This is a genomic window from Lysinibacillus sp. UBA5994, from assembly GCF_002429725.1.
Classification (GTDB): Bacteria; Bacillota; Bacilli; order Bacillales_A; family Planococcaceae; genus Lysinibacillus; species Lysinibacillus capsici.
This window is the reverse complement of record NZ_DJAU01000026.1, coordinates 48,151-62,854: the sequence shown is the minus strand read 5'-3', so window position 1 is coordinate 62,854 and position 14,704 is coordinate 48,151. Positions and strand designations below refer to the sequence as shown.

Annotated in this window: 17 protein-coding genes; 7 read left to right on the top strand and 10 right to left on the bottom strand. The window is 36.5% G+C overall.

Going from position 1 to position 14,704, the window contains the following annotated elements; translation table 11 throughout:
* Positions 1-216: 216 nt before the first annotated feature.
* Positions 217-1,455 carry an IS110 family transposase gene (locus B3D98_RS08395; protein WP_288582342.1) on the bottom strand — a complete coding sequence of 413 codons (1,239 nt, stop codon included), beginning with the start codon at positions 1,453-1,455 and terminating at the stop codon, positions 217-219.
* Positions 1,456-1,831: 376 nt separating this feature from the next.
* On the opposite strand from B3D98_RS08395, the gene B3D98_RS08390 reads away from it, so the two are divergent.
* Together B3D98_RS08390 and B3D98_RS08385 are read left to right on the top strand one after the other, a co-directional pair.
* Positions 1,832-2,374 (top strand): DUF402 domain-containing protein, encoded by a 543-nt coding sequence (locus tag B3D98_RS08390; RefSeq protein WP_259950211.1) that lies wholly within the window; start codon positions 1,832-1,834, stop codon positions 2,372-2,374.
* Positions 2,375-2,554: 180 nt separating this feature from the next.
* The gene (locus tag B3D98_RS08385) at positions 2,555-2,938 is read left to right on the top strand and encodes a hypothetical protein (protein ID WP_004224262.1); all 384 of its coding nucleotides are present in this window, start codon (positions 2,555-2,557) and stop codon (positions 2,936-2,938) included.
* Between the two features lie 424 nt (positions 2,939-3,362).
* On the opposite strand, the gene B3D98_RS08380 is transcribed toward B3D98_RS08385, so the two are convergent.
* From B3D98_RS08380 to B3D98_RS08360, 5 genes are all read right to left on the bottom strand, one after another.
* The gene (locus B3D98_RS08380) at positions 3,363-3,647 is read right to left on the bottom strand and encodes a hypothetical protein (RefSeq protein ID WP_259950213.1); all 285 of its coding nucleotides are present in this window, start codon (positions 3,645-3,647) and stop codon (positions 3,363-3,365) included.
* Positions 3,648-4,007: 360 nt separating this feature from the next.
* Positions 4,008-4,550, bottom strand: a complete 543-nt coding sequence (locus B3D98_RS08375; RefSeq protein ID WP_066036685.1) for a pyridoxamine 5'-phosphate oxidase family protein — start codon at positions 4,548-4,550, stop codon at positions 4,008-4,010.
* 326 nt (positions 4,551-4,876) lie between these two features.
* Positions 4,877-5,875 (bottom strand): NADP-dependent oxidoreductase, encoded by a 999-nt coding sequence (locus B3D98_RS08370; RefSeq protein WP_288582337.1) that lies wholly within the window; start codon positions 5,873-5,875, stop codon positions 4,877-4,879.
* A gap of 30 nt (positions 5,876-5,905) precedes the next feature.
* A complete protein-coding gene (locus B3D98_RS08365) occupies positions 5,906-6,241 on the bottom strand; it encodes an ArsR/SmtB family transcription factor (protein ID WP_054550229.1) in 336 nt (111 codons plus the stop codon).
* A 191-nt stretch (positions 6,242-6,432) separates the two neighbouring features.
* Complete coding sequence (locus tag B3D98_RS08360) at positions 6,433-7,029, bottom strand: SCO family protein (RefSeq protein ID WP_004227948.1); 597 nt, start codon at positions 7,027-7,029, stop codon at positions 6,433-6,435.
* A 585-nt stretch (positions 7,030-7,614) separates the two neighbouring features.
* Between B3D98_RS08360 and B3D98_RS08355 the strand changes: the two genes are divergently transcribed.
* From B3D98_RS08355 to B3D98_RS08335, 5 genes are all read left to right on the top strand, one after another.
* Positions 7,615-7,950 carry a DUF485 domain-containing protein gene (locus B3D98_RS08355; RefSeq protein ID WP_004227946.1) on the top strand — a complete coding sequence of 112 codons (336 nt, stop codon included), beginning with the start codon at positions 7,615-7,617 and terminating at the stop codon, positions 7,948-7,950.
* On the top strand, positions 7,951-9,504 hold the full coding sequence (locus tag B3D98_RS08350) for a solute symporter family protein (protein ID WP_048393056.1): 1,554 nt from the start codon (positions 7,951-7,953) through the stop codon (positions 9,502-9,504).
* A gap of 481 nt (positions 9,505-9,985) precedes the next feature.
* On the top strand, positions 9,986-10,324 hold the full coding sequence (locus B3D98_RS08345) for a DUF485 domain-containing protein (protein WP_048393058.1): 339 nt from the start codon (positions 9,986-9,988) through the stop codon (positions 10,322-10,324).
* Positions 10,325-10,332: 8 nt separating this feature from the next.
* Entirely contained in the window at positions 10,333-11,877 is a 1,545-nt protein-coding gene (locus B3D98_RS08340) for a solute symporter family protein (RefSeq protein WP_048393165.1), read from the top strand.
* Between the two features lie 97 nt (positions 11,878-11,974).
* Positions 11,975-12,151: a hypothetical protein gene (locus B3D98_RS08335; protein WP_004227938.1), complete on the top strand. Its 177-nt coding sequence runs from the start codon at positions 11,975-11,977 to the stop codon at positions 12,149-12,151.
* A gap of 26 nt (positions 12,152-12,177) precedes the next feature.
* Here the strand turns inward: B3D98_RS08335 and B3D98_RS08330 are convergent, their stop codons facing one another.
* Genes B3D98_RS08330 through B3D98_RS08315 form a run of 4 tightly spaced genes read right to left on the bottom strand, consistent with a single transcriptional unit; the run spans position 12,178 to position 14,704 of the window.
* Entirely contained in the window at positions 12,178-12,927 is a 750-nt protein-coding gene (locus B3D98_RS08330; RefSeq protein WP_288582582.1) for a TatD family hydrolase, read from the bottom strand.
* Positions 12,917-13,666: an ABC transporter ATP-binding protein gene (locus tag B3D98_RS08325; protein WP_288582330.1), complete on the bottom strand. Its 750-nt coding sequence runs from the start codon at positions 13,664-13,666 to the stop codon at positions 12,917-12,919. The genes B3D98_RS08330 and B3D98_RS08325 overlap by 11 nt, the downstream gene beginning before the upstream one ends.
* Positions 13,641-14,414 carry an ABC transporter permease gene (locus B3D98_RS08320; RefSeq protein WP_288582328.1) on the bottom strand — a complete coding sequence of 258 codons (774 nt, stop codon included), beginning with the start codon at positions 14,412-14,414 and terminating at the stop codon, positions 13,641-13,643. The genes B3D98_RS08325 and B3D98_RS08320 overlap by 26 nt, the downstream gene beginning before the upstream one ends.
* The gene (locus B3D98_RS08315) at positions 14,414-14,704 is read right to left on the bottom strand and encodes a thiamine-binding protein (RefSeq protein WP_004227928.1); all 291 of its coding nucleotides are present in this window, start codon (positions 14,702-14,704) and stop codon (positions 14,414-14,416) included. The genes B3D98_RS08320 and B3D98_RS08315 overlap by 1 nt, the downstream gene beginning before the upstream one ends.

Sequence of the window (14,704 nt, the reverse complement as noted above, 5' to 3'; positions counted from 1 at the left end):
GATTAATCGTTAAAAACAAAGATTGATCATTCATATTAAGTTTGATAAAAAAATCCTGTGTTGATATGCAGGATTTGTCAACAAAACCAGCTAATAGTTGTCAAGATTTTTCAATAAAAAAATTAAAACTCGCATGATATACTAAAAAAGGGTACAGCAAATAAGCCTTCCTCTTTAAAATTGGAAGGTTTTTCTCAATGTACTTAAATGTGATTTTTAAACCGAATTTTGGAAGGCTTCTTTTCTTTTTAGTAGGGCATATATCCAATGTAAAAGCTTATTAGCACATGCAATTATGGCTACTCTAAAAGGCTTCCCTTCTTCGCGTTTTTTATTGTAGAACTCTCTTAATTTCTTATTTCTAGGGATTATTTCTTCACTTGTTTTTTGCTTACGTGCATCTCTTATACCGCATTGTACAGCCATAAACAACGCTTGTCTTAACCTGCTAGAACCTCTTTTGGTTATGCGATTGATGGAAGCAGTAAACCGGCCAGAAGAGTAAACGCTAGGATCTATCCCGGCGAATGCTACTAGCTTTTTAGGATGGTTAAACCGTTCTATTTCTCCAATTTCAGAGATGATTGTTGCCGCAATCTTTTCTCCAACACCAGGGATAGACTGGATTATCTCATATTCTTCAATTTCTTTAGCGAGGGCATCTATTTCTGCTGCTAACTTCGATAGATGCTCTTGATATTGAAGAACAATGTTAATAAACATTCTTAGGTTAAAGATATGGCTTTGGTACAAGTTGTTTTGAAATGGATTACGTAATGCAGCTTCTCTCAATTTAATTGCCTTTTCTTTTGCCCATTTTTCTGAACGGGTTGTACATAATTCTGCAATTTTATTAGTAAGATCCGATTCGCTAACACTTAAAACCTCTTTGGAGGTTGGGAAGATTGATAGAATCTGTAACGAAATTTTTGAATAGAGATCCCCAAAGACACCTCTATATTCAGGAAATATTTGATCTAAGATTGATTGTAGCTGTAATTTTGTTTGTACAGCTGTGCTTGATACTGTTTCTTGTTGTCTAGTGAGATTACGAAGATTTAAGAGGTGTATGCCTCTTTTTTTATATGGTTCTAACTCTTCCTTGTAATACAGTTCACATAGTTGATAGGCATCAATGGCATCGGTCTTTACTTTGCGTAAATTTGTACTTCTAGCTCGATGAGAGATGAGTGGGTTTACAATAATATAAACGTATTGTTGCTCCTCCAAAAATTGAATGACAGGCATATGATATTGACCTGTAGATTCTAAAATAACCGAAGGTTGCTTACCATCAGCTAGTTTCTCTATTTCCCTTAGAAATTCTAATAAACTACCTAAACCATCAAGAGTATGTTTAATACTAAAGCTCTTACGATATGGTTTGCCTTTATCTAAAAAGGCTTGAACCTGACTTTCTCCTTTTGAAACATCCAGACCAACGACTGGATTCATAATTACATCTCCTCCTAAAGAAAACTAAATTCGTCGGTAACCCCTAAAGCTGCTTGTAATGTCATAGGTTCGCTTGTTAAACGGGATCCTTGTCCCAACCAGCTCGAAACATGTTTATACAAGTAGGGGGTGAACAGTTTTGCGGACGGGATCTAGTCCCACGGGCCAGACGTTCTACCCCGACTACCGTTATAATAAGACCTAAAAGAAAAAGGTCAACCAGAAAAAACTGGCTAACCTCATATTACGAACGGGCCAGATTGTTGAATAACATTTTTTTGCAATGGTGCAAAACTCTACGGATATGTTATATATATTTTAAACTCACTAGTATGTTATAATTTACCAATAACATTAATTGAGGAGCGATTATCTTTTGAAAAAGCGGTTTTTACATAGAAACGATTGGACTAGAATTATAAAACGCGACTATTCTTTAGAGCAGATAAATCACAAAGATTTTAACGGATTTATTGCTCTTATAAAAATGAATGAAGTAAAAGAACCATTAATAACTGAATATTTAATTAAAAAGCTTTGTATTGTTGATAACAATTACTTATGGTTACAACAACTACCACTCAATGAAAATTTCGCTATTACATCAATGTTTAATGAAAATGGAGAAATTATTCAGTGGTACATAGATATCACATATGAAAATGGCGTTGAGAATGGAGAACCCTATATGTTGGACTTATTTTTAGATATTGTTGTATTACGAACTGGAGAAATCATTGAAAAAGATAAAGATGAATTAGAAGAGGCTCTACACAATAATTGGATTACAAAATCACAATACGATTTTGCCTATCGAGTTTTTTATCAAGTGTTGAAACAAATACACGAAGGTACTTTTAAATACTTTGATTTAAGTTTGAAGCATCGAGACTACTTATTAGGTAAGATTCATGAATAAATCATGCTTTAATATTTCATTACCAAATAAAAGTTTGAGGTTTACTTTAGGGGCTATTAAAAAAAGGATGTTCAACAAACGTTCATCAATCGGGCCAGATTGTGGAATAACGCCTTTAAAGAAATTTAGGTTAGCCGTCATCTTAAAGACTGGATTATAATAAACAAAAGAGGTGACTGAATGAGAAAGATTTCTATAGCAAAGATACTTTTTTTCCCGATAATAGTAGCATTAGTTACCACATTAAGTATCGTGTTTATCGAGAGAATATTCCAATCGGATATAATGCCTCCTTCGACGGCTGAGAAAATACTGCTTTCTGTACTGCTCTATTTAGGAATCTATTTATTTACTATTATCCTTGTAGTCCCTATTGAAATTTATTTAACTAATAGAATAAAAAACAAAATACTTTCTTTTGTTCTAACAAATGTTATCGGTTTAATTTTGGTGGGTTGCATTGATATTTGGTTCTTTACTCTTGGTGGTTTTATGTCTATATATTTGATTTTCCCATTGTTCTCAATTTTAACGTTAATACGATTCAATTCTGATGCGAAATAAAATATATAGAGAAAGATGACTGAAGGTTGGTTATCATTTCATTCAATATTCAACACTCGGGCGCAATTCTGTAACAAAGATTCAGCGCTCGTTGCCATTAAAGGGCCATATTGTTGAATAACACTTTTGACGATAAGAAATGCTATTCAAGTTTTTATGCAAATTTTTGAACAAGCTCCGCAAGTATAAACGCTGCTACTTCAACTGTTTATGCCATATGTATAGAAAACTGTATAATTAATTGTTCTATCGAAAAGGCACAAATGTTTATTTAACAACATTCGTGCCTTTTTGGTGTATGCCCAAACTGGAAACGTTTTTTTGTATAGAGTTGTATAGCCCCTGCTTAATTAAATACTGCAAATAAATCGATAAACTTTTCGCTATGTGCATCTACTAAAACCATTGAATTCATTTAGGGAATTTATTTTTTCTTTTTACAATCTAAAAGTATCGGTGTTATATTAAGTAGGATGGAAATAATTGTAAGTATCCATAACGACTTTTCCATAGTAGGTACAACATCCAATAAAGCTGTCCAATCTTCTACTTTTACCCAATTAGCTATTAGACTATTTTCTGCACATAGCGTTAATGCTGTAAATGATAATCCCATTGCCATCGCAAGCTTGTAGTCTTTGCCTGTTGCATACATATAAAGGTTAATAAAAGTTGCTATTATTGCGATAAGACCTAATATGACCCACATAATGATGCCCCCATTAAACTTTCAATTTTCAATATAGACATAAAATGGAATAATAAAGTTCCCTAAGCGACTTTTGTGAGTATTGCAGATCATAACCTTGTAATGGCACTCGTTATTCAACAATCGGGCGCAATTGTGGAACAACATAGCTGAAAAATGATCAAACTTTTTTATAAAAATCTCATACTTATCTAAAGAGAGTAACTCCATTTTGATCAATTTTTCAAAATGGAGTTTTTGATGTTGCTATTAGATAAGGATTAAGAGCTATTTGTTAATCCATCTTTATTCCAAAGCTACATCTGACTAGAGTTAGTGGTGCTTGCAGTGATTTGATGTACTAATTTCTGAAAACCAATACTATGTATGTGGGATTTTCTCAATATTGAACATCTCCCCTAAGGCAATTGGATTTTCTTTCGCGGTAATATGTTGAGGATCAATACGGTAAACTTGAACAGGCCCTCCGAAAACGGCTGATCGATATTTGTCCACGTGTTGCTGGGATAAGGGGCGATTATAGTAACCAGGTACATATTTATTTATCATCTCTTGCAACATGTGTGTCGCTTCATCCAAATCGAAAATAGGCTGAGCCTTGCCAAAAACCATGACACTCATATAAGCCGTGTCCGTCTTTGCAGGTACTGGATTTGTAATGGTTCCATATTCATCACAAACCGTAAAGCAAACCTCTGGATTCTCTTCCATCACTTGATTTCGTCTCCCGCCAGTGGCTCCATGGAAATAAAGCACTCCATTTGTCCACACAAAATTAAGGGGGACAACATACGGCAAATGACCATCAGCCATACCCAAATGCCCAATGCGGGCTTGCTGCAAAAATGCCTCAATTTTGTTCTTATCCAACACTTCTCTTACTTTATAACGTACCTTATCCATTGATATCACTCCTACTTGTAGTATGATGTGATTTTATCAACCTTTGGATTGAATAAAAACGTCCATAATTACAGCAATTAAGCAATCCATTTTCCAACTTGAACCAAAGACAAAACCACCGTTCGAACAAATAATGCTCAAACGATGGTTTCTATTGTTTAGGAGATAGGTAATTATAAACTTATTGGCTGACTAACTTTGCTATATTTACCTTCAAAGAACGCAAGTGGTGAACCATCGCTCATCTCAATATTGGGCTACATCTATCCTATAAAAGGAGAATCCTTGAGGTTTGCGGTTATTACAAACAAAATACAATATAAAGGCTATTTCATTTTTACGATAATCTTCCCTTTTGCTCTACCTGACTCCGCATATTCCATCGCCTTTTGAGCATCTTCAAATGAAAAAGTTCTATCAATGACTGGTTTGATTTTACCAGATTCAATTAAATTGGCGATTATGCGTAATTGATCGCCACTTGGTTTCATAAATAAGAAGGAATATTGAGCATGATATTTCTTTTCAAGTGAGGTCAGTTTATGACTTGCTGCTGAAAATAATAATGTTTTGAAAAATCCTGAACCATATTCTTTGGCGAAACGTGCATTCGGCGTGCCTGATACGGAGACAATTTTCCCACCATCCTTGATAATCTCGAAAGATTTTTCTAAGGTCTTTCCTCCAAGCGTATCAAAGACTGCATCATAATTTTTCAGTATAGCTTCAAAGTTTTCTTTCTTATAATTAATCACTTTATCTGCACCCAAAGATGTAACTAGGTTTGCACCAGCTTCGCTAGCCGTTGTTGCCACTGAGGCGCCCATTACTTTTGCTAGTTGTATAGCAAAGGTACCTACACCACCAGAGCCAGCATGAATTAAAATCTTTTGACCTTTTTGTAATTGCATGATGTCATGTAAAGCTTGGTATGACGTTAAGCCAACCAGTGGGATTGATGCAGCTTCCTCAAAGCTCAAATTTTTAGGCTTTAGGGCTATGTCATCTTCATGAATCGAGATATATTCCGCAAAAGTACCAATTTTACTCTTCCTTGGACGTGCATAAATTTCATCTCCTACTTTAAAGCGCGTCACTTTTTCGCCAACCTTTACGATGACTCCTGAAAAATCATTTCCAAGGATCAGTGGCATTTTATAGTGGATTAACAGCTTTACTTTCCCATCACGGATTTTAAAATCAATCGGATTAATACTTGCTGCATGGATTTCAGCAAGTACCTCATATTCATCAATTTCAGGTGTAGGCAATTCTGCCATGTGCATTGGGGCTTTGCCATATTGATCTATCACCATTGCTTTCATCGTTCATTCCTCCAGATAACCTACTAATTGTCAATAAAATTCCGTTAACAACGTCTCAATATCCAACACCAGATTTTTTAACGAACCTAGTTTTGTCCGTATATCTATATAGTAAAAGTTTTTTGTACCTTCTTTGCGCATTAAAATAACACCAGCATCTCGCAAAATCTTAAGATGATGTGACACAGCTGGTCGAGATAGATGTGTTTGTTCTGTGATTTCACCTACACGCAATCCCGTTTGACAATCTGTGCTCATTAATACCATTAAAATAGCTTGTCTGGTTTCATCACCAATTGCTAATAGTACCTTTTGAGAATTTATAAAGTCGTCCTTAATCAAGTTAAGCTGGTCCTGTTTATTCATTAAAATCCCTCCTCTTACTAATCAGTTGAATAGTTTAAGTTAATGAACCATTGCTGCATATAACGATATAATATTGCCGTATTCGCTGCAATATTGGGAAAGTAAATCGAGACGAATGATTTTTAAAGGCGTACATCTTCCACTTTCCCCTCTTTCCATAAAAAAACACAGAAGTCACATGGACTTCTGTGTTATTTGCTCTCCTTAATAAGAGCCTTCATATCTCCAACGATTGTTTCAACTGGTACGTTTGTCGCCCCATCATAGTCTTTTACAACTGTGCCGTCTGCGTTTACTAAATAATAGCTCGACATATGTATGACTTGGTCTGAGTTAGGATCGTTTTTAACTAATGAATTAAATGATTTACGTGCAAATTGTTCAATGAATTTTTGTTGATAGCCAGTTAGTAGCTGCCATTTGCTTTCATCTACAACATTATACGTATTTAAGTAATTTGTTAAAACATCAGGCTTATCCACTTCTGGATCCACGCTAAATGCCACAATTTGATAATCTTCAAGGCCTTCATCCTGTAGTGCTTGTTGAACTTCTGTCATATTAAATGTCATGGGTGGACAGATTGTCGTACAGTTTGTAAAAATAAACATGGCTAGCCAAGGCTTACCTTTAAGATCATCTAGGGTCACTTGTTCATTTTTTTGATTCGTTACTGTGAAATCTTGAACCTCGAGATTTAATGTTGGTTCAAACTTGTAACTACCGCAAGCAGCTAGAATGCTACTAAATGCTAGAACTAAAACTAGCAATATACTTTTCTTTGTCATTAGTGGTGCCCACTTCCCTTCATTTCATCACCTTATTTTATTCATTATAGAAGCTAAACACAAGATAATGGACTTACACCCAGATGGCTATTTGTATAACATGTGAACATTAACTGATTCTGGAATTCCGCCTCACTAATTCTTCCAAATGACACATCCTTTTTAAAATTTTTTTCATAGCTTTTTTTTATCATTTTCGTTATTTCCCAAAATCTCAGATAATTGTTATATAACAAATTATTTCTACTTAACAAGCTCCCCTGGAATTTAATAGCAGAATAATAAAATACAGAAAATTCTCTTTTATGTTTGTATTTTCTCCTACATTCATTTTTATCAACAACAAACTATTTTAACAATATTATTTCATCAGAAAACTGCACGCTCTTTTAAACAGAATTTTTCTAATAAATCCTTATTATTTCTATGTTATTTCCACAAAACAGAAGTGACTAAAAATTATAAAAACTCAAAATTTAGTATTGCATTATAGGATTCTCCCCCATAAAATAAGTGAATATAACGACGAACGAAAAAGAAATATGTCGTTTAAAACAGAAATATATAACTTTAGGGGGAATAATAATGGCGAATGTTTCAAGCAAAAAACAGGCCCAATCAATTGATTATCATGCAATTGAAGCAATGGAATCGTTTAATAGCTTTGTAAAAAAGAAAAATACCTTTCTTTTCTCGATTACAGCAGTGTTTTTAATTCTTTATATCCTGCTTCCGATTCTTGCTTTCCAGCCTGTACTACAACAAAAATTCTTCGGAAATATTACGGGTGTATGGGTTTATTCTGCAGGATTATTTATCATGACCATTGTGCTTTGTACAGTATATGTAAAAAAAGCTGCTTCATTCGATAAAGCTGCAGCCGCTGTTCTTGCAGAGTATCAGGCGAAAGGTGGAAAATAAATGAACATCGTATCCATAGGTTTCTTTTTAGCTATTGTTGGCTTAACACTTGTTGTTACTTATATTGCAGCAAAGCGTACATCTTCTGCGGCTGATTTTTACACTGCTGGTGGTGGTTTAAAGGGGTGGCAAAACGGCTTTGCGATTGCTGGTGACTATTTATCTGCGGCAGCCTTTCTTGGGGTGTCTGGTGCAATTGCCTTAACTGGCTTTGATGGTTTCTTCTTCTCTGTAGGCTATGTAGTAGCGAATTTAGTGCTGCTTTATGTCATTGCTGAGCCAATGCGAAACTTAGGCCGCTACACGTTAGCAGATATGTTAACGGCTCGTTTTAATGAAAAGCGAATTCGTGGTGTGGCAGCGTCTGGTACCATTATTATCGTAATTCTTTATATGATTGCACAGCTAGTTGGTGCTGGTGCATTGATTAAGCTATTATTCGGTATTGAGTATTGGATTGCCGTTTTAATTGTCGGTGTTATGATGACAACTTATGTATTGTTTGGTGGTATGACAGCGACTTCTTGGGTGCAAATCATTAAAGCAAGTCTATTATTATTCGGAACAGGTTTATTAGCGGTTTTAGTGTTAATGAAATTTGACTTCTCTCTTATGAAGATGTTCGACACAATTGCAGTAGATCATGGCGAAAAGTTCCTTGTACCTGGAATTAAGTATACAAGCACAATCGACTCCGTTTCGATGATGATGGCTTTAGTTTTAGGAACATCTGGTTTACCACATATTTTAATGCGTTTCTTTACTGTAAAGGATGCAAAAACAGCACGTTCCTCTATTTCTTGGACAACTTGGATTACAGCTATTTTCTTTTCATTAACAATTTTCTTAGGGTTCGGTGCATTAAACTTTGTAGGTTTAGATCAAATTCTTGCTGAAAGTAAGGCTGGTAATACAGCTGCTCCGCTTCTTGCGCATTACTTAGGTGGAGATGTATTGATGGCATTTATCGGCGCAGTGGCATTTGCGACTATTTTAGCCGTTGTTTCTGGTTTAGTACTAACAGGGGCTTCTGCCATTTCTCATGATATTTATGGAGAAATCATTAAGGGTGGTAATTTAACAGAGAAGCAACAGGTAGTAGCAGCTCGTACAGGCTCTATCTCAATTGCGATCGTGTCTATAATTCTCGCTCTGTTTGCACAAAGCTTAAACGTTTCATTCCTAGTATCATTCGCCTTTTGTATCGGTGCGTCAGCAAACCTACCTGTAATCCTTTATACAATCTATTGGAAGAAATTTAATTCTACAGGTGCTGTAACTGCGATGGTAACGGGGTTAGTATCATGTTTAATTTTAGGAGCAATGGGACCAAATGTGTGGAGCCCTGTTGAAGGTGCGGCTATCTTTGTTGGACAACCACTTGTGCCACTTGCTGTTCCAGCGATTATTACGATTCCATTAGGCTTTATTGCTGGATACTTAGGTACTGTTCTTTCATCTAACAAAGTGCCACAGGAAGAAGCAGAACGTATTTATAAAGAAATTCGTGTGAAAGCAAATACAGGCGTGTCTGTCTCTGATATTTCACATTAATATTTATACACCTCCTGCATAATGAATCTCAATTCAAAAAATGCAAAAAAATAGGCAAAAAATTCGATTTTTGGTCGAGTTTTTCGCCTTTTTTGTTATTCAATATCTACCAATTTATTTATCGAACAATATTATTTCACTTCCAAAAAACAGAAAAAATCCAATTTTCACTAGGTAAATAGTGTTTATTTTTAATTGAAAAAACAAGATTTTTTTGTAAATTTACCCTTCATTTTTTGTTAAGAATCTAGATTTCTCTTCACTTCATTTATTTATCTGAATTTTCTAAAACCCTTTATATTCTTGGCTTTGCGCCATTTTTTCTCTCTTAGGAGTATTTTCTGAAAAATTTTTTTTACATAATTTTTCTGAAATGTATTGCAATTTTGTGAACTGTTACATAAAATGAAAATGTGAATTCACTAAACTAGCAAAATCAAGTCTTGAGGTAGAAAAAATATACACAAAATGGGGAATGTTAATGGCGAACAATCAAGCAAAAAAAGGTATCGTGATTGACTATGATTCAATTGCAAATCAAGAATCATTTAAGTCTCTTGTACGAAGAAAGAACTCTTTTCTTTGGTCAATGACTGCCATATTTTTATCGGCATACATGTTGTTACCAATTCTGACATCGTACACGACAATTCTACACCAAAAGGCATTTGGGGAAATTACTTGGGTGTGGATCTATGCAGCAGGTCTTTTCATCATGACATGGGGGTTATGTCATTTATATGTAGCAAAAGCAAACAGCTTCGATAGAGAAGCAAAAGCGATTATCGCTGAATACGAGAACGGAGGTGGCCGCCGATGAGTAACGGAATGAGTCTTACAGCCATATTCTTCTTCGTAGCCATTGTTGGTTTAACATTAGTTATTACATGGTGGGCATCCAAACGTACATCTTCAGCAAGTGATTTCTATACTGCTGGTGGTGGCTTAACAGGCTGGCAAAATGGACTAGCTATCGCTGGTGACTACTTATCAGCAGCATCCTTCTTGGGTATCGCTGGTGCTGTAGCATTATTTGGATTTGATGGATTCTTCTTCTCTATTGGTTATTTAGTAGCTTACTTAGTGGTATTATATATCGTTGCTGAGCCATTACGTAACCTTGGGAAATTTACATTAGCTGACATGATTACAGCGCGTTTTGATAACGCCAAAGTCCGTGGAACAGCTGCTTTAAGCACTATTACAATTGTTTTATTCTACATGATTGCACAACTAGTTGGTGCAGGAGCACTTATTCAATTACTTTTAGGAATCGACTATTGGATCGCCGTATTAATCGTAGGATTCATGATGACTACTTACGTACTATTCGGTGGTATGACAGCAACATCTTGGGTACAAATTATTAAAGCTTGTCTTTTAATGTTGGGTACAGTTATTATTTCGTTCTTAGTATTAAAAGAGTTCGGCTTCAGTATCTCTACAATGTTTAAAGAAATGACAACGGTTACTGACAGTGGAGCTGCTTATTTAAACCCAGGTCTTAAATATACAAATGGACTTGATACAATCTCTATGTTAATTGCGTTAGTATTAGGTACTGCGGGTCTTCCACATATCTTAATGCGTTTCTTCACAGTAAAAGACGCGAAAACAGCTCGTTCATCTGTTATTTGGGCTACTTGGATCGTAGGTATCTTCTACGTTCTAACAATTTTCTTAGGCTTCGGTGCAGCAGCATTCGTTGGGAAAGAAGATATTATCGCAGCAAACGCTGCTGGTAACATGGCTGCCCCACTTCTTGCAGAAGCACTAGGTGGCGACATTCTATTCTCATTCGTTTGTGCGGTAGCATTCGCAACAATTTTAGCGGTAGTAGCAGGTCTTGTACTTTCTGGTGCATCTGCCCTATCTCATGATATTTATGGACAAATTATCAAAAAGGGTAAAATTACAGAAAAAGAGCAAGTTCTTGCAGCTCGTATCGGTTCGATTACAATCGCTGTTATTTCTATCCTATTAGCACTTGGTGCACAAACATTAAACGTTGCATTCTTAGTATCTTTAGCATTCTGTATCGCAGGATCTGCTAACCTTCCAGTTATCATCTACACAATTTATTGGAAACGCTTTAATACAGCGGGTGCTGTTACTGCGATGTTAACAGGTTTAATCTCTGCGTTAGTATTAGTTGCTATGTCTCCAAACGTTTGGAATCCAGTTGAAGGTAAGGCAATTTTCGTTGGTGATCCTTTAATTATGTTAACGAACCCAGCCTTAATCTCTGTACCACTTGGTTTCCTTGGTGGTTTCATCGGCACATTACTTTCTAAAGAAACAGATGATGCGAAGTATCGTGAAGTTGACGTTAAAGCAAACACAGGTATTTCTGTACAGGACGTATCTCACTAATACACTCAACAGCCTCGTAAGTATCTTGCTTACGAGGTTTTACTTTTTCTTCCCTATTCGTTACTATAGAATTAAAAATGAATTGGAGGCGATGCTCATGTCACAATCTAAAGCTAAAAAGAAGCGGATGCACATTAAACGCACAGTTGGTAAAGATGTTGAAAAAAATCGACAATCTATCTCTTTTAGTACACATGAACGTCTAACGAAAACAAAAAACGAAAAATTAGAGCATGATTATACGAAATATAAAAAGCAGTATAAGGACGAATAACTCGTACCCTATACTGCTTTTTCTTATTAAATCCGATAAAATGTTTTCGTGTTTTGCGTAATAATTTTGGCCACTTCCTGTGTTGATAGCCCTTTGATGGAGGCAATCACCTCAATCGTTGAGTGCATCATCCAGGGAGATGTACGCTTCTTCGTAAACGGTCCCTCAAACGGCCAAGGACCATCCGTTTCTACCATCATTAGTTCAATGGGATAAGCATGAATTAGCTGTTGAATTTCCTCTTCGTACAAGCAATCTGGCGTAATGGAAATAAAATAACCACGCTCTATCATGCGCTTCACAATAGCTTCATCCCCTTTAAACCAATGAAAATGGGCTTCGTGAAGCTGATGTTTTTCCAGCAAATCACACACAATATGGGCGTCCTCATATACTGCGTGTAACACAATTGGCTTGTCCAGCTCCTTCGCCAATACAACAAAACGCTCTAATAACTCCACATAGGGACGTTCATCAATCGCTTGCTCTTGTTTTAAATAATAAGGTAGACCCACCTCACCAATAGCAACCATATCATCCTGATGCGAGCGAATCCAATCAAATAAAGCTGTCTCATCATTTGGACTTAGTAAAGGCTGTTCAGGATGAAAGCCAAAAGCAGCCTTTACTTGCTGATAGCTATTCGATAAACGCAACGTTCTTTCACAAGAGGAAAGTTGCATACTAACCGCGATTACAGCTTTCACTTCTTCTAATAAGGAAGGAATTTCCTCATCGGTGTACTGATCCAAATGAATATGCGCATCAATCAACATACATATCACCCTTTTCCTCCTGTAAATACATAAATAATTGTTGCTTTAATGCTGTGAATGCTGCAGAATGTCGAATTTCCTCTTTCCGAGGTCTCTCAAACGGCACGATGATTTCCTTTTTAACGGTAGCTGGACGTTTGGTTAAAACAAGTATGCGATCTGCTAAAAAGAGAGCTTCTTCAATACTATGTGTAACAAATAGAATGGATTTGCGGTACTCCTCCCAGATAGATAAAAGCCATGCTTGCATTTCCAGTCGAGTAAATTCATCCAACGCAGAAAATGGTTCGTCTAAGCATAAAATCGGCTTATCACTGACCATTGCTCGAATAAAGGACACACGCTGCTGCATGCCTCCAGACAGTTCGTTCGGGTAGGCATGGATAAAAGAGGCAAGACCAACCTTTTCTAACCATTCCTTGGCACGTTCAACATTTGGTTTATGTTGTAATTCCTGTACAAGCGTGACATTTTCTAGTATTGTACGCCAGGGTAATAGACATGGCTGCTGTGGCATATAGCCAATCGTTCCTTTTTTTTGTTGGATATCCTCTCCATTTAATAAAATGGCTCCTTGATCAATTGGCGAAACACCACCAATTAATTGAAAAAGTGTACTTTTACCACTGCCTGAAGGACCAACGATCGCCACAAACTCTCCATCCTTGACGTCAAAAGAAAGTTGATCAAGGACTTTGAGCGCATCGAAGGATTTAGCGATGTTTTGAATGCTGAGCATGATAGCCTCTTCCCTTCACCATGAATTTTTCAATTAAACGAATACCACTAAACAATAGTAAGCTCAAGAGAACAATCGCAAAAATTGCCACAAATACGCGATCCGTACGGAAGGAGGATTGGGCTAGGGTCATGTAAACACCAATACCCTTTTTTGCACCAAGCCACTCCGCAATCACAGCCCCCATTACACTATATGTAGCCGCAATTTTAATGCCTGAAAAAATAGCAGGATAGGCATAAGGCCATTCCAGCTTCCAAAAGGTTTGTGCCCTTGTAGCACCAACCATGGCAAAATAATGCTTTAATTCTGGAGCTGTTTGTCTAAATCCATCCATCGCTGCAATGACAATCGGGAAAAAGCACACAAGACAGATAATGATAAGCTTCGGTAATAAGCCAAAGCCAAACCAAATAATAAGGAGCGGTGCCAAGACTAGAATAGGAACATTCTGCGACATAATAAGAATTGGATAAAACAGTTCTCGAATAAATGTAAATCGATGCAACACTATTGCCACCGTTAGCCCACAAGCGATGCCAATGGCCAATCCTAGTAGAGCTAATTGTACCGTAGCGAATGCATGTGGTAGAAAGGTTTGATACGACTGGATGGCTTCCGACAAAATACTACTTGGTGCGGGTACTAACCAATGAGGAACTTCAGCAAACCGCACGATTAGTTCCCATATGAACAAGAGGAAGGCGATAAAAATTATCGTCCTTCCCTTCTGTAATGCACGTTTCATTACTGATATTTCTCCGTTAATGTATCCATCGTAATACCCGTTGGCTGATATAAAATTTTCACTTGTGTAATGACATTAATGGCACCAAGTTCGATCATCTTCTCATTCATTTTTTCAATGATTTGGAGCAATGTTGAAAGCTCACCCTCCATCGTTGTTTCCAATGGATGTACCTCATATTTCACCCCAGAAGCATCGATCACCGCAATTGCTGCATCGACATATGGTATAACATCTTCATATTTCTCTGTCTTCGGAATGATTTGTACACTGATTAATGAATTTGCCAT